Genomic DNA, 19,651 nt, shown 5'->3' with positions numbered 1-19,651 from the left:
CTCACTCACACATAATATATTGAATTAATTATCAGAAATCATATTAATTATAATTAATATGATATTCGGAGCTGATTGTGGATCCTGTTACCCATTTTACCAGCGGTGTTGTTTTGTCAAAAACACTCGGTTTTAAAGCTAAAACGAAATCTGTTGTACTTTTCGGCAGTCTTGCTTTATTGCCTGATATTGACAACGCGATATCATTTTTCGGCACTAAAGCCGATTATTTGCTCTATCACAGAGGTTTCACTCATTCTGTCTGGGGCGGATTGATACTGGGTATTTTGACTGCATTTTTATTAAAATACATTTTTAAGAAAAGTTTTCTGTTTTCTTCAATTACCGCTGCCTCAATAATGTATACTCACATATACCTGGACTATATTACCAGCTACGGCACCCAACTGCTTGCCCCTTTCAGCAGACACAGATTTGCTTTATCATCGGTTTTCATCATTGATCCATTTTATACTTTAACACTTATAACTTTATTGATTTTTGCTTTTATTTTAAGAAGCCGTAAAACAGCAATAATTGCCTCAGCATTTCTTCTATTTTACCCCGTTGCTAACCTTGGAGTTAAATCCTTTGTGAAATCTAAGGTATCAAAATTAACGGATAACAAGGTGATAGTAACCACGACAGCTTTAACACCTCTTTATTGGAAGGTGATAATAGAAGGAAAGGATACTTACAAAGTAAAAGATGTAAAAACATACCAGAAGATAGATCCGGCAGCGTTCAAAAGTTACAGGAAATTTGATAAAGAAAGTACTGCTTACAATTTCAGCAGTAAATTCTTAAAGACTTATCTCTGGTTCGTGGATTATCCGGTTATTGTTAAAGGCGGAGGAAAATACGATTTTGAGATTTTCGATTTGAAGTTTATGCTTAACGAAGATATATTTGGTAAACATAATCATAAAGCTTTTGCACTTCAATTTAAAACAAATGGTAATGGGGAATTAACCGAATACAGCTTTAATTAGACACCGCCGAGATAAGCTTTCTTTATGTCATCATTGTTCAAAAGGTCTTTGGCATCACCTGACAACCTGATTTTCCCCGTCTCCATAACATAACCTTTATCCGCAATCTGAAGAGCAAGGTTAGCGTTCTGCTCCACCAGCAGTATTGTAGTTTTACTTTCACGATTAATCTGTTTAATAATGTCAAAAATCTGTCTCACAATAATAGGTGCAAGACCCAATGAAGGCTCATCAAGGAGCAGTAATTTAGGCTTTGACAAAAGAGCCCTTGAGATTGCCAACATTTGCTGTTCTCCACCACTTAGTGTTTCTCCCAATTGATTTTTTCGCTCAGCCAGCTGCGGGAACAAATCATACACATATTCAATATCTTTTCTGATTTGCTCTTTATCGCGTCTGAGAAAAGCTCCAAGGTCAATATTTTCACTTACCGAGAGATGAGGAAAAATATGTCTGCCTTCAGGTACCTGACAAACACCCAGCTTTACAATCTCATCCGGCTTCATCAAATGAAGGGGTGTTTTATTATAAAAAATTTCACCTGTCTGCGGAGGAACTATTCCGCTGATTGTCATGAGTGTTGTGGTTTTCCCGGCACCGTTTGCTCCCAGGAGGGCTACAATTTCACCCTCTTTTACTTCAAGGCTTACATCATGCAAAGCCTGTATATTTCCGTAAAAAGTATTGACATTATTAAGCCTGAGCATCGATGTCTTCTCCGAGATAAGCTTTTATCACATCAGGATTTTCTTTTATTTCACCAGGAGGACCCTCGGCAATCCTTTTGCCGTAATCCATTACTGTAATCCTTTCAGAAATTTTCATTACCATACCCATATCATGCTCTATAAGCAAAACAGAAATATTTTCTTCATCACGCAGCATCTTTATAATCTCTATCAAATTGTCCGTTTCCTGAGGGTTAAGTCCGGCAGCAGGCTCATCCAGCAGTAAAACCTTAGGCTCCGTTGCAAGAGCCCGCGCAATTTCAAGTCTCCTTTGAGCCCCGTATGGCAGATTTTCAGCAATTTCATTGGCAAACACGTCCAGACCAACTCTTTCAAGAATATGATAGCTATAAGAGGCTGACTCATACTCTTCCCGGATTATACGTTTGTTTCTCATCAGAGCAGAGAAAATATTTGCATGGGTTCTGCAGTGTCTGCCTATCATGACATTTTCAAGAACCGTCATCCCTTTAAAAAGCCTGATATTCTGAAATGTTCTGGCAAGACCCAATTCGGTAACCTTATTAGGCTTAAGACCATTTATACGTTTTCTATTATCTCCGTCAGTATATACATAGATGTCCCCACCGGTGGGTTTGTACATACCGGTCACACAGTTAAAGAACGTAGTCTTGCCTGCACCGTTCGGGCCTATGAGAGCAACAATTTCTTTTGAGTAGATATTAAAATCAATATTGTCAACCGCTCTTAAGCCTCCGAAATCCATCGTTAAACCGTTTATCTCAAGAAGAGGCTGCATTTTGTCTCTCCTTTAATTCTTTTTTGGACATAGACTCAAGGTTATACCGCCTTCGTTTACTCTTAATCAGTCCCTGAGGTCTGAAAACCATCATAAGAACCATGGCACCGCCGAAAATCAACATTCTGTACTCAGAAAAAGCCCTTAGATATTCAGGAAGAAGTATCAAAATAAGTGCACCGAGAATAACACCCGGAATACTGCCCATACCACCTAAAACAACTATGGAAAGAATTATGGCTGATTCCAGAAATGTAAAACTGGCCGGATTAATAAATGTGGTTTTTGCTGCAAAGACAGCCCCCATGAACCCTGCCCATGTTGCTCCAAAAGCAAAAGCCGAAAGTTTTGTTTTTGTTTTATCCACACCCATGGCCTGGCAGGCTATTTCATCCTCTCTCAAAGCCACCCATGCTCTGCCTATCCGTGAATTCTGCAATCGATTTGTAAAAAATATAGTCACAAGGACAAAGAAAAATACAAAATAGTATATTGCATTTATACTGCCCATAATACTTAAATCAAAACCAAAATTGGGCCTGTTTATACCGGCAATACCGCTGGGACCATGAGTAAACTCACCCCAGTTTTCCAGCACCAGACGTATTATTTCACCAAAGCCTAAAGTAACAATGGCCAGATAATCACCTCTGAGCCTTAGTACGGGGAAACCGAGTAAAATACCTGCCAAAGCACCCAGTATACCGGCAAGAGGAAGTGCAATCCAGAAACTTATGTCATAATTAAAATTAAGAAGAGCATAGGTATAAGCACCTACTGCATAAAAAGCCACATAACCCAAATCAAGCAGGCCGGCAAAACCTACAACGACATTGAGTCCCAATCCCAGGATTACATAAATAAGAGCTGTGGTCATAATTGTGACCTGATATGCCGAAAATAACTTCGGAAACAGCAGAATAAAAATTATTAAAGCTACAACTACAGGTATAAAAACCTTTTTATTTTCTATCAAATTATCATAAAAAAGTTTTGATAATGCGTCCTTATAATCCTGTCTTCTTTTTGTGGCTTTCTTATTGTGCATAAACCTCCACAGAAAAGAGAGAAAAAAAGATCCGAGACCTACCAAAACAAGATTTTCCCATCTCCATATAATGGTATTTTCAATTGTGTTTACTTTTATTACCATAATAGGAAAAGTCAGAAACATAAACCAAATGGAAACAAGCAGCGATTTTTTTATCTCAGAAAACATTTTTACACCTTCTGATCCGTCTTTTTACCCAATATTCCGCTGGGTTTAAAGATAAGAATCACCACAAGCAGTATGAAGGCAAAAACATCCTGATAATCACTTGAAATATATCCTGTGGAAAAACTCTCCGTCCATCCAAGTATCAGGGCACCCAACACCGCCCCAGGAACACTGCCGATACCACCTAATACAGCTGCAGTGAAAGCTTTGATTCCTGCAATAAAACCGATATAAAAATTTATCTGACCTATATGATTGGCAATTAAAACACCGCCGAGTGCTGCAAGAGCAGATCCGACAACAAACGTGGTTGAAATTACTCTGTCCACATTTATCCCAAGCAAAAGAGCCATCTTTTTATCCTGAGCGGTAGCCCTCATTGCCTTACCCATACGGGTAAATTTAATGTATAAGGACAGCAGCAACATAGCAATAAATGTTGATATGATTATAACAAGTCCGGAAGAAGACAAAATATGATTATAAGGTTCCATAAATTTAAACTGTCCTATAAGGGAAGGAAACGGCAGGAAATCAGATGTCTGTGCCAGCAAAACATAATTCTGCAGAAATATCGACATGCCGATTGCACTTATCAGTGCTGAAAGCCTCGGAGCATTTCTCAAAGGCTTGTAGGCAATTTTTTCAATAGTATAACCGTAGGCTGAAGAATAAAGTATGGCCACAAGAGTCACAATGATAAAGATAGCGACAACCGGTAAATTAAAAACGGATAAAACTCCAGCCGCAATAAGGGCAGTAAAAGCCCCTATCATGTAAATTTCCCCATGGGCAAAGTTAATTAATTGAATAATGCCGTAAACCATAGTATATCCGAGAGCTATCAATGCGTAAATACTACCTTTGGTAAGGCCGGCAAAAAACAGCTGAAGAAAGTATTCCATTGTGAAATCCCCTTTTATTCAGTTACCTAAAATAAAACCGGGCTAAAAAGCCCGGCAGAAATTATTGAATTTTAGTAATTTAACTCTACGTACTCGCCGTCCTGTACCTGATAAACAGAAAAGCCGACACCAATTGCATCACCATTTTCATCAAACTTAATTTTACCAAGAGGAGTTTCCACATAGTTAGTTCTCATAGCCTGCATAACCTTCTGCGGATCTGTGGAATCAGCATTGTCTATAGCATTCAATATAGCTTGTGCTGCAGCATAACCGTTAAGATAAAACGCACCTGAATGCTCGCCATATTTTTCCATATGTTTCTTTTCCGCTTCTTTTGCCAACGGATTACTAGAGACATCTTTCGGACCGGTTGCATAGACGCCTTCAGCATATTTACCGGCGACTTTTATAAAAGTTTCATCCTTTACACCATCATCGGAGATAAAAGGGATGTCCATTTCCTTTTTTCTCATCTGTGTGACAATCTTGGAAGCTTCGGGATGATAACCTCCAAAAATTACACCGTCTGCGTTAGAATTTTTTATTTTCTGAACAATGGCTGAATAATCGAGAGCACCCGGCGTTACACCTTCAAATAAAGCAACGTTAACGCCTTCAGTTTCCTCTATAAATTTTTTGGCAAACTGAGCCAGCCCTTTACCGTAATCACCTTTATCATGTATTACCGCAATATTTTTAAGCCCCAGTTCGTCAACTGCAAAATCCACCTCAAGTCTGGCCTGTGCATCATCAGGAGCAATTGTCCTGAAAAAGTTAGGATAATTTCCGCTCTGTGTAAGAGCAGGGTTGGTTGCAGAAGGAGAAATAACTGGAATCATCTGTGAAAGATAGATAGAAAGTGCGGCTTTTGTAGCACCGCTGCATATATGGCCGACAACAGCGTCAACACCTTGTGACATCAGCTTAGTTGCCGCATTAACAGCTTTTTCCGGCTTACACTCGTCATCCTCTACAAGCAGCTCGATTTTCTTTCCGTCGATACCACCGTTCTTATTATATTCATCTACAACAAACTGTGCTGCTCTTACAGTGGGAATACCGTATGATGCCAAATCCCCTGAATGAGCACCGGCAACTCCCAGCTTAATTGTATCCGCAGCAAAAACGGATATAGACATTGTTAAAACGAAAATAATTGCCAAAAAACCTTTAAAACCAGTATTCATAACATTACCTCCCAATTTTTTGTTCATTATTTTAAAACTTTCCTATTTTAAATTAATTAATGCAAACATGCTGTTCAGTCAAGCTATATTTTGTTTTTTCAATTTAAAAATATCCGATGTTTCTCTGAGGATATTTCATTTAACAAATCAATTCATAAAAAGGCAAACCTTAACATACAGGAGTTCAGCCCTTTGAAAATTTTGGAAAATTGAAAAAAATCATATCTGGGTTGATATTAGGATTTATCTCTAATATAATATTTTATGAATGATAAATTACCTTTAGATAAGCTAAAATATCAAAGAGATTTTAGAAAAAGTCTTGAACCAAGGTCAAAGGAATCTCAAAAACATGAATTTACTCTTATTAAAATGAAACAAAGGGATGAATGACTTTTAACTGAGGTCAAATGTAATTACAATCATACATTTATATTTAAAAAAAGTGTAAAACAGAATTGATGCCAAATTTTATTTTTCGGCAAAAGATATATAACATAAAATGATATTTTTATTTTCTATACATTAGAGGAGTTTTTTTATTTATAATTCAAGTTTCGCACTTGCGCCTTCAGCAAGTTTTTTGCTCGCCTTGTTAAGTGCTGGCACTGCAACCCGGCAAAGCCGGATTTAACAGGGCAGGGAATTTGCCCTTGGGCGGAGGCGAAGCAACCTCTATACTTTTCTTGTTTTGAGATTGCTAAAACCCTGTCTTAATAGGTTTTCGCAAGGATACCTATGGCTAGCACCAGTCTGAAAGACTGGTAAATATGTTTAGCATTCTATATATTCGCCTTAGACGAATACATACGTTTTTTTCTGTCATATCAGCCGAAAATGGAAAGATCTGTTACTTCTGTTTAAATATGCTAAACATATATGAAATTGTGCTTCAATAAAAAACAAGCCTGATAATAAAGGAAATCAGCCCTTTAAAATTTTTCGTGTGATGTGATTTGCGAGTTCGTTCATTTTCGTATTTCTGCCGAATGTAAAAGAGAGGATTTTTAAACCGGCAAATAAAGTCACCAGAGGCAAAAGGATCGACTCAAGAGTAAAAATCACTATCAAATTCATTATTTTATCATAATACTCTTCAGCAGCATTTTTTAGATTTTCCACTCTTTCCTTAACACTTAACATGCTTTTCATATCGCCAAACCAGCCCGAGGATTCAATCTCATTTTTACTATCGTGTTGTTTAAGAAAAGTCTGTGCCTGTTCGTAATCGGGCTTCAGATAATTATTATGCATCAGATCACCAATCGCAGCCTGAGCAGGTATCCAACAAATCAGTATCAGCCCTAAAAAAGCAAATTTCAGAAAAATATTAGAGTAGTTGAACACCTTTTTCCACCATATACATAACAAAAAGAATAAAGAGGAAAAAGCCAACAGAAAAAAACCGATAGATTGGAAAATCTCAAACAATATTTTCTCCACCCCGATAACGGTAAAGCACAAAAGCATCAGCCAGGAAAAACGTTCAACCATATCATTGAGCGGATCGAGAAATTCACCCGGTGAAAATTGTGCGCTGACTCCTACTCCCATTTCCAAATCAGCATCCTGAAGGAAAGAAACCAGCGCATTCACACCTCTCGATACGGCAAAGGAAACAGCTGTCCTTTCCATATTGGTATCAAGATATTCAGTGGTTCTTTCAACAAGCACCGTTTTTCTTATCTCAGGCTTTGTAATTGCAAAAACAGAAAAGAACAGTAAAGCGGCCAATAATACACTCAGAATTATTTTTCCAGGCATTTAATCTCCAGATAAGATGAGATAATATATTTATATAATTTTAAATGAACAGAACAAATTATTCAACACTTCCATTAATAAAACTGTTTGTAGAAGTATGAATCACTTTTATTATCCAAATAACATAGTTTGCAGCAATCAGATGTGAATGGTATAATAAATAATATAATTTCCAGGTGGGTGAGTATTTATGAATTTTAAACAGATAAGCATCCCTTGTATCGTCATTTTTATGTTTTTTATTGCAGTAAATACTGTCACTGCAAACGATAAAATGCTTAAACTTGAGAAAGCCTGCAGTAATGGATTTGCAAAAGCATGTGCAAATTTGGCTTATATGTATGAAAACGGCCGGGGAGTAAAACAAAACTATGCCAAAGCTGTTGAGTTGTATCAGAAATCGTGTGAAAGCGGCATTATCGAAAGCTGCTACAACCTGGCACTTATCTATAACAAAGGCAGAGGTATAGAGCAAAACAATCAAAAAGCTGCAAAGTATTATAAAATGGCCTGCAGTAATGGAATTTCAAACGCATGTCTGAACCTTGCATATATGTATGAAAACAGTCAGGGAGTTAAGCAGGATTATGCTGAAGCAGAAAAATTGTACAGAAAAGCATGTGATACGGGAGCTTTAAACGCATGTTTTAATTTAGCCGTCATGTATGACACTGAAAAAGTGGCAGCAAATGATTACTCTGAAGTTATAAATTTATACACTAAAACCTGTGACGGCAAAAATGCAAAAGGATGTTACAATTTGGCTGCAATATATTACAACGGCAAATCTGTTAAAAGAAATTTAGAAAAAGCGAAAAAATTGTTCAAAAAGGCCTGCGACATGAATCTTCAAAAAAGCTGCGAAGCCTATAACATGTTAAAGAAACAAATGAAAAATAATTAAGAAAACTATAAATTTTAACAGGTTGATACAAAAATGTTGTTAGAATGATTTTTTTTATCACAATCCGAAACTCGAATGGCTAACATACTGTTAGTAAAAGGAAAAATAATCGGGGCGAGAGGATTTGAACACAAATAAATGGTTACACAAGAGTAATTTAGATGCTTTAAACATATGTCAGATAAGACTTTGGTATAATCCTCTCTAATCTCGGGTTATCCTATATAACCCATTTTTATCACAATTTTATCACAATCAAAAAATCAAATACACCACGGAGGCCTAAAATATACCCATATATTAATATTTCAGTTAAATTACATTAATATAAATTTCAGTTTTCAAAGTTTAATAAATCTTCAATATCTGAGTAATAACGTTTAAATTGATTTTGATGATTTGTTAATCTTTGTTCTTCTTGAAGATAAGAATCTCCTGCTTCCCACACATCTGGTACTCCAGCCTCAACAAATATATCTTTGAAACTCTTGCCATTTATTTTTATACAGTTTTCAGATAAACACATCTTAAACCACCATTCTTTACTATCTTGAATCATATTATTAAACAAAATCTTTGCATCTGTAGGTTCAATTCCTTCTTTACCAAGCTTTTCATAAATATCGGGTTTTTTTGTTCTTACAATTGACATTAAAATTATTCCTGCAGCTGGGTATTCTTCTAAACTCTTGTCACCTTCATCAGTTCCTAAATAATGGCTTAATACTCGTAATGCCTCATGTGTTTGGCGTGGTGTAAGTTCTAAAGAATTTATTAATTCAGTTATTCTCATACCATGTTCTATTATGCGCCAACAATTTCGTATATGATTTTGCTGTAGGTAATATTTTGTGAGTTCTCTGCTTAGTTTTTTGTTGGCATCAGCAGTGGGTTTAGGTAATAGAATTTCTCGTTGAACAAACTTTCTATAATATTCAGGAAAATCCATATCATTACCAAATGCAACTTTAGCAGTGCATTCTAATTGATTGCGGTCTACAGCCAAGATAAATGCAATACCCTTAATATCAAAAACATGCTTTATGGTTTCAAGGTAAGAAATGGCGTAATCAGGTCTGCAACGGTCCAATTCATCAATAAAAAATATAATACTCAGCTTATCCTCAGATATAAACTCTTTTATGATTTCTTTGATTTCCTCAAGGGCATTCTTCTTTTGTTCATAGACTTGAAAAGGACTTGGCAAGGCAAGTTCCTCAGGATATTTTAACACTTCTGATATATCCATTCCTGTATGTTTTTTAATAGCTTGATTGGCCATTCCTAAACTAATTTTTTTTATTACTTTCTTTAATTTGTTACCTTCCTTGCTGTTAACGCCAAATTCTTCGATTAATGAAGAAACAAGAGAAATAAATGGATCCCCACAATAATCATCTTTCCATGCATTAATTTTAACTACTGTCGGTTTATTACCAAAACAACTTTCTTCTTTATCAATTCTCTTTTTCCACATTTTAAGAAATGTGGTCTTTCCTGAACCAAATGAAGCATTGAGACTTATTACAAGACTTTCATCAAAAAATAGGTGTTCAACTTTAATGTATTTTTCTAATCTCTCAGCGAATGGTTTTAATTCAAGCTTATCATAACTTTCAAAGGTTAGGTTTGCATCATCCATTTTCTCACCTCGCTATAATCAATATCATTACCAACAAACATAAGCTTATGTTACCATATTATAAAGATATCATCAAAACAATCATAAACAAAATTGGATTTCCCCTTGACTTATACGAACGGTGCCATAAATTAATTATAGTTTCTACTATTCTGATAAAGTCATACCATGGAGTTATATCAAAAATCAAAATTCATCAACTACAGTTGATGAACAGCAAAGCTGTAAATCACAATAACAATAAATCACACAAAGACATATTTTTTACGTTCACCTTACCAAAGGTGAATGTAAAAAATATAAGATACGCCTAAGCCTTTATTCATGGGTTTTACAAGCAAGCCATTATCTACATAAAAAACATAAAATTCACAGTTATGTCATTGTATCAGGCCTTACAAAGTGTCCCGATATAATGCCAGTCGGTTGCTACGCCATTCATGACTGTGTCTAAATCCTTTAAATCTCACTATCGGAGAAGTGAGTTAATATAGATGATACAAGGCTTCTTGGTGCCTGAAACCAGGAGGATTCGCTAACATACATTCCTTGTAGCGTATTATCTGTAAAAACTCACACAAGAAAATCTCTTTTGAGCTGATGAGCTCAAATTTTTATTTGTTACGTATTAATTAAAGAGAGAGGTGAAGTATGTCAAAAACAAGGCGTAATTTCAACGGGGAAAAGGATTTATCACGGAAAGCTGCAAGTTTCCGCATGGCAATGGAAGTTGTAAAGTCAAAGAATGAAGAAACAATGCAAAAATCAGCACAAGCTATTCGCTTGTTAGCCGATTTTGCCAAGGAAGAATACGGTTTGAAAAATCTTGCAAAGCTTGATTCTGAACAGATGTCTGATTTTGCAAATTATATTCAGGAAAGGTTGGACAACAATGAAATATCTGCGGGGCACGCTACAAATATTATTTCATCATTAAACACAATTTTTACATATTATTACCGTACCGATCTCAATATTTCAGCTAAAGAATATGGGTTAAACAGAGGCTCAAGATTTGATAATGTCGATAAGAGTATTACTGATTATACGCATCAAAAATTATCAGAATTTTTAACAGATAAATATTTATCAACTGGTGATATAAAATATGAAGCTCTACGAATCCAAACTGAGCTGCAAAGACAGTTGGGGCTTAGATTTAAGGAATCGGCCCTCTTTACTGGCAAAGAACTGCATAAAAACGGTACTATAGATATACTGAGGGGAACAAAAGGTGGCCAGTTAAGAACATTAAGAGCTTTCGAGAAACAGAAAGAATTAATAAACTCAGTAAGAGCATTCCGCAAAGAATTTCGGCTTAATAATTCTTTAATTCCTGATAACTACAGATATAAGGACTGGAAAGCATTTTCATATAATGTGATAAGAAACTTCAGGGAAGAGACAGGTATAAAATACAACTTCCACGGGGAAAGGCATCATTATGCACAAACAAGGTATATAGAGCTCACAGGACATGAGCCGCCTGTTAAACGTGACGCTTTTGAGGAAAATCCCGTTAAAAAGGAAAAAGATTTAGAGGTTAGGCTACAAATCAGCGAAGAATTGGGTCATCATCGCGTAGATATTACCAGTTATTATCTTGGCAAATAAATACATAAGAATAAAAGGGGGAAATAATTATGAAAAAAACATTGGAAAGTGAGTTTGAAAGAAAGTGTAAACTGAAGGGAACGAAATCTTCTGTAGAGCAGGCAAGACGGCTTATAAAAGAATTTTTTGTATTTATACAGAAGAATTATTTTGAAGTTACAGATCTGGAAAGCATAAACTACGATCACAAAAACGCTTATTACAAGTACCTAATAAGTAAGTGTCAGCAGGGGTCTCTGTCTAAGTATTATCTGCAACAAAATCTTTATGATATGAACAAGTTTTTCAAAGCGATTGAAAGACGGGAATTATGTTATAATGTGACAAAGATAATAGGATCAATCGATGGCAAGAAAAAAATATATGTAACAAAAAATGAGTATGAAAGTATAAAAAAATGGCGCAGAAAATATGGGGAAGTCTTGCCTCCCGAGTAAATATTTATGCTGCCATAAATTTCTTCTTGACTCTTTCAAAACATGTCATAACTTGTTTTAAAGTAACACCTTCTACTTCTAAGATCAAATCAAATAATATTAGTGTGTCCAAAAACGGATATTTTTCTCTTTTGGATTAAATTTTTCACGATATTTAAATCGTGTAAAGCCAATCTACAAACCAAGCTCAAAGCTTCACATACTTTATCCAGAGAAAGTATTATAAAGTACTGTACTTTATAATATAGTATTTGTGCGTGGTTATACAAAAATAAAAATATTTCGGTGAGTATAACTGTCTGCGCAGAATAAATTTTTAAGGGATGATTATCCCTTTTTCTTGAGAAAGAGGGGGATAATCGTATGAAAAATCCTTGCAAAAGCAATTATGGATATAGTATTAAGGAAACAGGCAACAGGTTGATTGAAAATTTAATAGGCGCCGAGGGATTGGTAGCAGAGGCAAATGAAAGATATTTCAGGCAAATCTCTGTTAACGGCAAGACTGCCCTTATCGATGTAACCGATGAAATTCAGCGTCTTCAAAAAGTGGTATCAGAACACGTGACTGCGGAAACTGACGGTGAAACACTACTGACAACTGATGAAATGGCAGAAATTATCAAGTGGAACCCGCAGTCATTGAGAAACACCAAGTTTAAGAAGAAGCTGAGGAAAGGTTATCATTACATCTATGTAGGCAGAAATGTCCGTTTTATTAAGGAGAGGATGCTTGAGTATTTCGGCCTCCGTGGTGAACGGAGGTAGTTTATGGGTGTATATGCGAGAAATAATAAACTGTGGATGAGTTTTACATATGACGATAGACAATACCGCATTCCGCTTGGATTGGATGACACAAAGAAAAACAGGGCATTGCAACAAGCGAACCACACCATCATCAAACATGAAATATCAGAAGGCACGTTTATCCTGGAAAAGTGGTTCCCTGAATATAAGAAAAGCAGGACCAGAAGGGTTAAGGCATCCAAATATTTCCATGAAGTAATGGAAATGTATATGAAAAGACAGAAGACCCTTTTAAAGCGAACCACCTTTAAAGGCTATGAACACAACTCCAAAAAAATATTGGAATTTTTCGAAGGCAGAAAAATCAACAATATCGATTTGGCCGATCTTGATGATTTCGTATTATTTCTCAAGGAAGAATACGAATTGTGCAACAAGGCTGTAAATAATCATCTGATAATACTCAGAGGTGTTCTTGAGTATGCCAGAAAAAGAAACTATATCGCCGAAGACCTGAAAAAGGAGATTAAGAATTTAAAGGTGGAAAACCCTGAAATCCATCCGTTTGAAAAAGAAGAGGTTATCAGGATACTCGATCACTTATCAGAAAACCACCCACATCACATCTATACAATGTTTGTTGTACTGTTTTTCACAGGGATGAGAATAGGCGAAGTGCTGGCCATGAAGTGGAAATATCTTAATCTGGATAAGGGTTACTATTTTACGAAAGAGAGAATAACGGGCGGTGATCTGGATACAGTTAAAACCAAGAGGTCTAAACGGTATGTAAAGCTTTCAAAGAAAGTAATAAAAGAGTTAAGAAATTATCAGGCTTTTGTTGAATCGGGCAATGAGTTCATGTTTATCAACAAATACGGTATGCCTTATCACAGTTCGGCCAAAATCAAAAAGTCATATTGGCTGCCGACATTGAAAGCATTGAATATTCCCTACAGGATAATTTATCAGACACGTCACACCTATGCGTCACTGGCATTGGAAGCGGGTGACAGGATAGGATTTGTGGCTAAGCAGTTAGGTCATCAGAATTTCGAGACACTTTTTAAAGTTTATGCAAATTTTATGGAAAATGAGGATTATGAATCGAAGTTTGATGACTATCTGATAGCCTGATTTATCACAATTTTATCACAATATAAAAACCGATTGCCTAACTTTCTGTTAGCAAAGAAGAAAATGGTCGGGGCGAGAGGATTTGAACCTCCGACCCTCGGTTCCCAAGACCGATGCGCTGCCAAACTGCGCTACGCCCCGAATGAGTCGCATCTTATATTATAAATTTTATTATTTGTCAAATACTTTTTACGCAAGTCCAAAACTTGGGATTAGATGAAAACTATTGAAGATGAATGTGTTATATTGTAATATAAAATAACATTAAGAGGGAGTACAATGGGCAAAACAAACGAAAAAACATTGAAAGTCAGAAGTCTAACTATCGATGATTTGGCGCCAGTATACCATCTGGGAGAAAAAATTTTCACACTTCAGAGTTTTCCCAATTTATACAGAGTTTGGGATGAGTATGAGGTGGTAAATTTTTATACTAACGATCCTGAGAGCAGCTTCGTAGCTGAAATAAATGGAAATATAGCAGGATTTATCCTTTCTTATATTGTCAATAAATCTCCCAAAAAGTATGGATACCTTGTATGGATGTGTGTTGATCCTGAATTTGAAAGCAAAGGGATAGCATCCAAACTGTTTGACGAATTTAAAAAATATATGCTGGAAAATGACGTAAAGGTTCTTCTCGTTGATACCGAAGCTGATAACAAAAAGGCTTTGAGATTTTTCATGAAAAAAGGTTTTGCCAAACCTAATGAGCAGATATATCTTACTTTAAACCTTGATGAGGCGGTGCCGGATAATGATAAACAGTGAAAGATTGCAGAAACTGCTCACAGAGATGATAGATATTTACAGCCCCTCCGGAAAGGAAACTGAGCTGACCGATTTTCTTCAGGCTTATCTGAAAAAGCACAATCTTCCCTATGAATTTCAGGAAGTTGAAAGTGAAAGGGGCAACATTATTGTAATGCCGGAATCAGGAGAATGCGACACAATTTTTGTTGGGCACATAGATACCGTTCCGGCTTTCGACTATGAAAATTATGAATCGGATATTTATGAAAATGAAATTTACGGATTGGGAGCCGTTGACATGAAAGGCGGATGCGCCGCCATGATTGAAAGCTTTCTATCTTTTCAGGAAAATAATAAGAAGGATTTTACCGCTGGGTTAGCACTGGTAGTTGGTGAAGAGGAATCCGGAGACGGTGCATATGCATTATCAAAAGACTACTCCTTTCGCTGGGCAGTCATAGGCGAGCCTACTAACCTGCAGCCGTGTTATGGGCATTTCGGTTATGTAGAAATTGCACTTGCCGCTTACGGGCAGAAGGTTCACGCCTCTCTTTCCAAACCCGATAAAAATGCCGTGAAAAAAATGATGGATTATTTGAATATTATAATCAATTACATAGAGAAAGATGTAAGCGATATCATTTACAACATAAGAGACTTGAGCAGCTCCCAGGCCGGTTTTGCCACACCGGACAGATGTGAAGCATATCTGGATTTGCACCTACCCACACGATATCCCATTGGTGTGCTGACCGCCGAAATTGAAGATCTTATTTTCAGAAGCTTTAAAAATAACGAAGTAAATTACTCCCTTGAAACAATTCACCACGGTTTTGAACTGACAGAAAAAGGTATGCTGCCTCAGCTTATCAAGCAAGTTTTTGAAAAACATAAATTTGAGTATAAGCCCTTCTTTTTTAAAAGTGATTCCGATGCCCCCATTTTATGGCAGTCAGGTATTAAGCCTATTATTCTCGGTCCGGGTGATATTTCATATGCACATACAAAAGAGGAATATATTAATTTCAATGAGGTTGAGAAAGCTGCAGAAACTTACCTCTCCATTATGAATGAATTGTAAAAAACCGTGATGCGTGATGGGTGACGGGGAGGTAGTTAAGGTGCTAACCGCGCCCACAACATTTTATTTTGTTATTTCACTTAAAACATCTCCCTTTAGACCGGGCTCTTAAGTTTTAACCCAAATTGATAACCTCTGATTGTGAAAAATCTATACTCCACTGTGCATTTTTTTCACACCTTAATTTTGACTACTTTGCAATTTATCTTTTATTATCATACAATTACTCAACATGACACTTTTTGGCATGTTTTATGCCATTATATCTGTGAAGCTAATAAACAAAAAGGAGGAAATCATGAAAAAATTAGCTGTAATTTTAGGTGTTTTAGCATTGGGAGCTACAATGGCATTTGCTTACGGCCCGGGAATGGGAAGTGGCTACCACAACGGAATGATGGGATATCAAGGCGGCATGATGGGATATCAAGGCGGCATGATGGGATATCAGGGACAGCCTTATGGCGGCCCCGGCTACCACAGAGGTGGACCAGGTTATGGAAGAGGAATGATGCCCGGATACAATTGCCCCGGCCCTTTTTATGGTAATCAGCAGGTGAATCAGCTTACCGAGAAAGAGGCGACAAAAAAGGTTGAAGAATTTCTGTCAGTAAATTTAAAAGGGTTTGAAATTGTAAATCAGGAACAGTTTAATATGCCCAGAGGAACAATGTATCAGTACACAGTACAGGATGAAAATAAAAACAATTTTCTCATAAGAGTAAACCCTTTCGGGTACGTAGTAGGACCTATGCCAATTTACAACAACAATCAGTAAAAAGGGAGGGGAGTTCCCCTCTCTTTAATCCTCAGGCAGAATGAAGGACTTTTTACCGTATTTTTGTCTGAACCTGTTGAGTAAATTATAAACTCTTTCTTTTTTTATCAGATATTTTTCTATTTTATATTTACCTGGTATATCGGCAAGAAGAAAAGCTAACAGTATTGTCAAAAGCCCCTGACCGGGGACAACAAGAAGAATAATACCTAAAAAAAACAACAAAAGTGCAGCGGCATTCCTAAGTGCCATTTTCACATAATATACTGCAATATCCCTTTTTCGTGAAAAATACTCTTTTTTGGAAGAATAACTGAAGTAATCATGTGGAATTTTCAAAATAACATATGGAACCAAAATAATACCTATTAAAAAAAACAAAACAGAGAAAGCCGCAGCATAGAATATAAATGTTTCATTCTGCAGAAAGTTGAAAATATCCATATTAATCTATTGTAAATCCTTCATATTTATTGCTAAAGGATTCCTCAAAATATTTATTTCCTCACCGGAAACATCCACAATCGTCGAAGGCGTATTTCCCCGTGATGAAGGTTCTTCATATAAAAAATAATCTATATCATTTTTAAAAATTTCAAAAATATTTCTGAATTCTCCATTGTAAACCTCCCCGGATAAATTTGCACTCGTAGCTGTAAAAGGGGTATGCATCATACTGATAGCATCCCTGAGCCATTTTTTATCCGGAAGCCTTACTGCGATTTTGCCGTTATTAACAGCATACGAATAGCCCTCAAGTTCAGTCTCCAAAATAAAAGTGAAAGGACCCGGCCATAACTTATCAAGGATTCTTTTCGTTTTATTCGTAAGGGTAATCTTCAAATCATCCATCTGCTTAAAATCAGATATCAATACAGGAAAAGGTTTATTAGCCTCCCTACCCTTTATTTTGCTTATTTTCTCATTGGCAAAAACATCAAAAAACTCAGCACCTATACCATAAATGGTATCTGTGGGAAAGATTACCGGAGAGTGAGACGACACTGCTTTTTTAAATACTTTAACAGCATCTGCCGTATCTGCTTTCATTATAAGCAACTGTCAGCCTCTATTTTTCAATCTCCTCTGAATTTCCTCATCATCCTTATAAACCTTCTCTGCCATCTCTTTTTTATAATCAAGCAGTTTTTTCTCCAATATTTCATCACCGGCACTAATAATCTGTACGGAAAATATTGCAGCGTTTTTAGCACCGGCCTTGCCAATAGCCATTGTTGCCACAGGTACGCCTCCGGGCATTTGAACCATTGATAAAAGAGCATCCATTCCCTGCAGTGATGTTGATGCCACTGGTACTGCCAATACCGGAATATATGTTTCACTGGCAACCACCCCTGCCAGATGAGCTGCTGCACCGGCTATAGCAACAATCACTTTCACTCCCCTGTGTGGAGCATTTTTTACCCAATCAGCTGTTTTTTCAGGAGTTCTGTGGGCGCTGGAAACGGTAACTTCCCATTCCACACCAAACTCGTCCAAAGTATCCATGACTTTTTCCGCAATTTCGATGTCAGATTTACTTCCCATAATTATGCCGACTTTGCTCATTTCATCCTCCCAAGGGCTTTATTTCCTATATCTTTTCTGTAATGCATATTTGAAAAACGTATTTTTTCCACAGCGTTATAAGCCTTCTCTATAGCATTCTGAAGTCCGCCCCCTTTAGCAGTGACACCAAGAACACGACCACCGGAAGTAACCAGTTTGCCGTTCACTTCAGCAGTTCCTGCATGGAATACTTTAACATCTTCAATCGTCTCTGCGTCTTCAATACCTGTAATCTCACAACCCTTATTGTAAGCTTTGGGATAACCTCCTGAAGAAATCACCACACAAACTGATGGTTTCTCATTCCATTCAATATTTACAGAATCAAGTTTTTCTTCAATACATTTGCTAATCACATCTGTAATATCCGATTCCATTCTGTAAAGTATGGGCTGTGTTTCCGGATCTCCAAACCTGCAGTTAAATTCAAGAACCTTAACTCCGTTATCAGTTATCATTAATCCGGCATAAATAATTCCTTTGTAGATAATACCGCGCTTTTTAAGCTCATTTATGAGAGGATTGGCAACATTTTCAGTAACATAATCCATAATATCCTGGGTGACAACCGGTGCCGGGGAATATGCTCCCATACCCCCTGTATTTGGCCCTTTATCTCCGTCAAACACAGGTTTATGATCCTGGCTGGATTGAAGAGGTAAAATTGTATTGCCATCTGTAAAAGCAAGATATGACGCTTCTTCTCCACTCAAATATTCTTCAATAACGACCGAGCTGCCGGACTCTCCGAATATTTTATCAACAAGTATATTTTTAAGTGCCCCTTTTGCCTCTTGCCTTTCAAAAGCAACAGTAACGCCTTTACCTGCTGCCAGACCGTCAGCTTTTATCACAATAGGTACACCTTTTTTATCAACATATGCAAGTGCCTCGTTGTAATCAGTAAAACGCTGATATTCCGCTGTGGGAATACCGGCTTTATCCATCACATCTTTAGCAAAAGCTTTACTTGCCTCAATCTGAGCAGCTTCACTGCCGGGACCGAAAACTTTAAGCCCCCGGGCTTCGAAAAAATCAACAATCCCCTCCACAAGGGGATCTTCCGGCCCGACAATTGTTAATTCAATATTGTTCTTTTTGGCAAAGTCAGCTAAGTTTGCAAAATCTGAAGGTTTTATATCTATATTTTCACATTTATTTTCCGCAGCAGTTCCCCCATTACCAGGTGCACAATACACTTTCTCAACTTTCCCGCTGCATGCTGCTTTCCAGGCTATGGCATGCTCTCTGCCTCCGCCGCCGACAACCATAACATTCATTCAATACCCCCGTGTATGTTTAAAGTTCAACGTTCAAGGTTCCAAGTTCCGGGTTTAGTGTTTAATTTCCTTTGTCCCCTTCAACTCTCTCAACCATTTCAACTTCCTCAACCTCTGTCTCTCCACTTCTCCATCTCACTACTTAACT

21 protein-coding genes and 1 tRNA gene are annotated in these 19,651 nt (G+C 36.9%); 10 read left to right on the top strand and 12 right to left on the bottom strand.

Going from position 1 to position 19,651, the window contains the following annotated elements:
• The first annotated feature begins 77 nt into the window (after positions 1-77).
• On the top strand, positions 78-992 hold the full coding sequence (locus UMU13_RS05835; RefSeq protein ID WP_328217765.1) for a metal-dependent hydrolase: 915 nt from the start codon (positions 78-80) through the stop codon (positions 990-992).
• On the opposite strand, the gene UMU13_RS05830 is transcribed toward UMU13_RS05835, so the two are convergent.
• From UMU13_RS05830 to UMU13_RS05810, 5 genes are all read right to left on the bottom strand, one after another.
• Entirely contained in the window at positions 989-1,699 is a 711-nt protein-coding gene (locus UMU13_RS05830) for an ABC transporter ATP-binding protein (protein WP_328217763.1), read from the bottom strand. The two genes, UMU13_RS05835 and UMU13_RS05830, sit on opposite strands and share 4 nt — an antisense overlap.
• Positions 1,686-2,480: an ABC transporter ATP-binding protein gene (locus UMU13_RS05825; RefSeq protein WP_328217761.1), complete on the bottom strand. Its 795-nt coding sequence runs from the start codon at positions 2,478-2,480 to the stop codon at positions 1,686-1,688. Before UMU13_RS05825 ends, UMU13_RS05830 begins: the two co-directional genes overlap by 14 nt.
• Positions 2,464-3,699, bottom strand: coding sequence for an ABC transporter permease subunit (locus UMU13_RS05820; RefSeq protein WP_328217760.1), 1,236 nt, complete (start codon positions 3,697-3,699; stop codon positions 2,464-2,466). Before UMU13_RS05820 ends, UMU13_RS05825 begins: the two co-directional genes overlap by 17 nt.
• Before the next feature lie 2 nt (positions 3,700-3,701).
• The gene (locus UMU13_RS05815; RefSeq protein ID WP_328217758.1) at positions 3,702-4,604 is read right to left on the bottom strand and encodes an ABC transporter permease subunit; all 903 of its coding nucleotides are present in this window, start codon (positions 4,602-4,604) and stop codon (positions 3,702-3,704) included.
• Positions 4,605-4,675: 71 nt separating this feature from the next.
• Complete coding sequence (locus UMU13_RS05810; protein WP_328217756.1) at positions 4,676-5,794, bottom strand: branched-chain amino acid ABC transporter substrate-binding protein; 1,119 nt, start codon at positions 5,792-5,794, stop codon at positions 4,676-4,678.
• Between the two features lie 264 nt (positions 5,795-6,058).
• On the opposite strand from UMU13_RS05810, the gene UMU13_RS05805 reads away from it, so the two are divergent.
• Complete coding sequence (locus UMU13_RS05805; RefSeq protein WP_328217755.1) at positions 6,059-6,187, top strand: hypothetical protein; 129 nt, start codon at positions 6,059-6,061, stop codon at positions 6,185-6,187.
• Between the two features lie 531 nt (positions 6,188-6,718).
• Here UMU13_RS05805 and UMU13_RS05800 read toward each other — a convergent pair.
• Positions 6,719-7,558 carry a hypothetical protein gene (locus UMU13_RS05800; RefSeq protein ID WP_328217753.1) on the bottom strand — a complete coding sequence of 280 codons (840 nt, stop codon included), beginning with the start codon at positions 7,556-7,558 and terminating at the stop codon, positions 6,719-6,721.
• Between the two features lie 190 nt (positions 7,559-7,748).
• On the opposite strand from UMU13_RS05800, the gene UMU13_RS05795 reads away from it, so the two are divergent.
• Positions 7,749-8,462 (top strand): tetratricopeptide repeat protein, encoded by a 714-nt coding sequence (locus UMU13_RS05795; RefSeq protein WP_328217751.1) that lies wholly within the window; start codon positions 7,749-7,751, stop codon positions 8,460-8,462.
• Between the two features lie 334 nt (positions 8,463-8,796).
• Here UMU13_RS05795 and UMU13_RS05790 read toward each other — a convergent pair whose 3' ends face one another.
• Complete coding sequence (locus UMU13_RS05790) at positions 8,797-10,104, bottom strand: KAP family P-loop NTPase fold protein (protein ID WP_328217749.1); 1,308 nt, start codon at positions 10,102-10,104, stop codon at positions 8,797-8,799.
• Positions 10,105-10,755: 651 nt separating this feature from the next.
• Here UMU13_RS05790 and UMU13_RS05785 point away from each other — a divergent pair.
• The 4 genes from UMU13_RS05785 (at position 10,756) to UMU13_RS05770 (ending at position 14,042) form a co-directional block, all read left to right on the top strand.
• On the top strand, positions 10,756-11,718 hold the full coding sequence (locus UMU13_RS05785) for an integrase domain-containing protein (protein WP_328217747.1): 963 nt from the start codon (positions 10,756-10,758) through the stop codon (positions 11,716-11,718).
• A 29-nt stretch (positions 11,719-11,747) separates the two neighbouring features.
• The gene (locus UMU13_RS05780) at positions 11,748-12,155 is read left to right on the top strand and encodes a hypothetical protein (RefSeq protein WP_328217745.1); all 408 of its coding nucleotides are present in this window, start codon (positions 11,748-11,750) and stop codon (positions 12,153-12,155) included.
• A gap of 363 nt (positions 12,156-12,518) precedes the next feature.
• Positions 12,519-12,923 (top strand): hypothetical protein, encoded by a 405-nt coding sequence (locus UMU13_RS05775; RefSeq protein WP_328217743.1) that lies wholly within the window; start codon positions 12,519-12,521, stop codon positions 12,921-12,923.
• A gap of 3 nt (positions 12,924-12,926) precedes the next feature.
• A complete protein-coding gene (locus tag UMU13_RS05770) occupies positions 12,927-14,042 on the top strand; it encodes a tyrosine-type recombinase/integrase (RefSeq protein ID WP_328217741.1) in 1,116 nt (371 codons plus the stop codon).
• A gap of 64 nt (positions 14,043-14,106) precedes the next feature.
• Here the strand turns inward: UMU13_RS05770 and UMU13_RS05765 are convergent.
• Positions 14,107-14,183, bottom strand: a tRNA-Pro gene (locus tag UMU13_RS05765).
• Positions 14,184-14,321: 138 nt separating this feature from the next.
• Between UMU13_RS05765 and UMU13_RS05760 the strand changes: the two genes are divergently transcribed.
• From UMU13_RS05760 to UMU13_RS05750, 3 genes are all read left to right on the top strand, one after another.
• Entirely contained in the window at positions 14,322-14,813 is a 492-nt protein-coding gene (locus tag UMU13_RS05760; RefSeq protein ID WP_328217739.1) for a GNAT family N-acetyltransferase, read from the top strand.
• Entirely contained in the window at positions 14,800-15,876 is a 1,077-nt protein-coding gene (locus UMU13_RS05755; RefSeq protein WP_328217737.1) for a M20 family metallopeptidase, read from the top strand. The genes UMU13_RS05760 and UMU13_RS05755 overlap by 14 nt, the downstream gene beginning before the upstream one ends.
• Positions 15,877-16,174: 298 nt before the next feature.
• On the top strand, positions 16,175-16,654 hold the full coding sequence (locus tag UMU13_RS05750) for a PepSY domain-containing protein (protein WP_328217735.1): 480 nt from the start codon (positions 16,175-16,177) through the stop codon (positions 16,652-16,654).
• 24 nt (positions 16,655-16,678) lie between these two features.
• On the opposite strand, the gene UMU13_RS05745 is transcribed toward UMU13_RS05750, so the two are convergent.
• The 4 genes from UMU13_RS05745 to purD are packed head-to-tail and all read right to left on the bottom strand — an operon-like array spanning position 16,679 to position 19,503.
• Positions 16,679-17,098 carry a hypothetical protein gene (locus tag UMU13_RS05745; RefSeq protein ID WP_328217733.1) on the bottom strand — a complete coding sequence of 140 codons (420 nt, stop codon included), beginning with the start codon at positions 17,096-17,098 and terminating at the stop codon, positions 16,679-16,681.
• Positions 17,099-17,104: 6 nt separating this feature from the next.
• A complete protein-coding gene (locus tag UMU13_RS05740; protein WP_328217732.1) occupies positions 17,105-17,704 on the bottom strand; it encodes an L-threonylcarbamoyladenylate synthase in 600 nt (199 codons plus the stop codon).
• 12 nt (positions 17,705-17,716) lie between these two features.
• Entirely contained in the window at positions 17,717-18,223 is a 507-nt protein-coding gene (gene purE, locus UMU13_RS05735; RefSeq protein ID WP_328217730.1) for a 5-(carboxyamino)imidazole ribonucleotide mutase, read from the bottom strand.
• Positions 18,220-19,503 (bottom strand): phosphoribosylamine--glycine ligase, encoded by a 1,284-nt coding sequence (gene purD / locus UMU13_RS05730; protein WP_328217729.1) that lies wholly within the window; start codon positions 19,501-19,503, stop codon positions 18,220-18,222. Before purD ends, purE begins: the two co-directional genes overlap by 4 nt.
• Positions 19,504-19,651: the final 148 nt, after the last annotated feature.

The sequence above is a fragment of the Flexistipes sp. genome, from assembly GCF_036172515.1.
GTDB lineage: Bacteria > Chrysiogenota > Deferribacteres > Deferribacterales > Flexistipitaceae > Flexistipes.
Note: the sequence above shows the minus strand (reverse complement) of the source record. Positions and strands in the feature narration are given on the sequence as shown.

What these genes read in the sequence shown, in the direction of transcription:
- UMU13_RS05785 (WP_328217747.1), top strand. Translation starts at nt 10,756, where the DNA reads ATGTCAAAAACAAGGCGTAATTTCAACGGGGAAAAGGATTTATCACGG.
- UMU13_RS05770 (WP_328217741.1), top strand. Translation starts at nt 12,927, where the DNA reads ATGGGTGTATATGCGAGAAATAATAAACTGTGGATGAGTTTTACATAT.
- UMU13_RS05805 (WP_328217755.1), top strand. Translation starts at nt 6,059, where the DNA reads ATGAATGATAAATTACCTTTAGATAAGCTAAAATATCAAAGAGATTTT.
- purD (WP_328217729.1), bottom strand. Translation starts at nt 19,503, where the DNA reads ATGAATGTTATGGTTGTCGGCGGCGGAGGCAGAGAGCATGCCATAGCC.
- UMU13_RS05750 (WP_328217735.1), top strand. Translation starts at nt 16,175, where the DNA reads ATGAAAAAATTAGCTGTAATTTTAGGTGTTTTAGCATTGGGAGCTACA.
- UMU13_RS05775 (WP_328217743.1), top strand. Translation starts at nt 12,519, where the DNA reads ATGAAAAATCCTTGCAAAAGCAATTATGGATATAGTATTAAGGAAACA.
- UMU13_RS05780 (WP_328217745.1), top strand. Translation starts at nt 11,748, where the DNA reads ATGAAAAAAACATTGGAAAGTGAGTTTGAAAGAAAGTGTAAACTGAAG.
- purE (WP_328217730.1), bottom strand. Translation starts at nt 18,223, where the DNA reads ATGAGCAAAGTCGGCATAATTATGGGAAGTAAATCTGACATCGAAATT.
- UMU13_RS05810 (WP_328217756.1), bottom strand. Translation starts at nt 5,794, where the DNA reads ATGAATACTGGTTTTAAAGGTTTTTTGGCAATTATTTTCGTTTTAACA.
- UMU13_RS05800 (WP_328217753.1), bottom strand. Translation starts at nt 7,558, where the DNA reads ATGCCTGGAAAAATAATTCTGAGTGTATTATTGGCCGCTTTACTGTTC.
- UMU13_RS05740 (WP_328217732.1), bottom strand. Translation starts at nt 17,704, where the DNA reads ATGAAAGCAGATACGGCAGATGCTGTTAAAGTATTTAAAAAAGCAGTG.
- UMU13_RS05760 (WP_328217739.1), top strand. Translation starts at nt 14,322, where the DNA reads ATGGGCAAAACAAACGAAAAAACATTGAAAGTCAGAAGTCTAACTATC.
- UMU13_RS05815 (WP_328217758.1), bottom strand. Translation starts at nt 4,604, where the DNA reads ATGGAATACTTTCTTCAGCTGTTTTTTGCCGGCCTTACCAAAGGTAGT.
- UMU13_RS05830 (WP_328217763.1), bottom strand. Translation starts at nt 1,699, where the DNA reads ATGCTCAGGCTTAATAATGTCAATACTTTTTACGGAAATATACAGGCT.
- UMU13_RS05795 (WP_328217751.1), top strand. Translation starts at nt 7,749, where the DNA reads ATGAATTTTAAACAGATAAGCATCCCTTGTATCGTCATTTTTATGTTT.
- UMU13_RS05790 (WP_328217749.1), bottom strand. Translation starts at nt 10,104, where the DNA reads ATGGATGATGCAAACCTAACCTTTGAAAGTTATGATAAGCTTGAATTA.
- UMU13_RS05820 (WP_328217760.1), bottom strand. Translation starts at nt 3,699, where the DNA reads ATGTTTTCTGAGATAAAAAAATCGCTGCTTGTTTCCATTTGGTTTATG.
- UMU13_RS05825 (WP_328217761.1), bottom strand. Translation starts at nt 2,480, where the DNA reads ATGCAGCCTCTTCTTGAGATAAACGGTTTAACGATGGATTTCGGAGGC.
- UMU13_RS05755 (WP_328217737.1), top strand. Translation starts at nt 14,800, where the DNA reads ATGATAAACAGTGAAAGATTGCAGAAACTGCTCACAGAGATGATAGAT.
- UMU13_RS05745 (WP_328217733.1), bottom strand. Translation starts at nt 17,098, where the DNA reads ATGGATATTTTCAACTTTCTGCAGAATGAAACATTTATATTCTATGCT.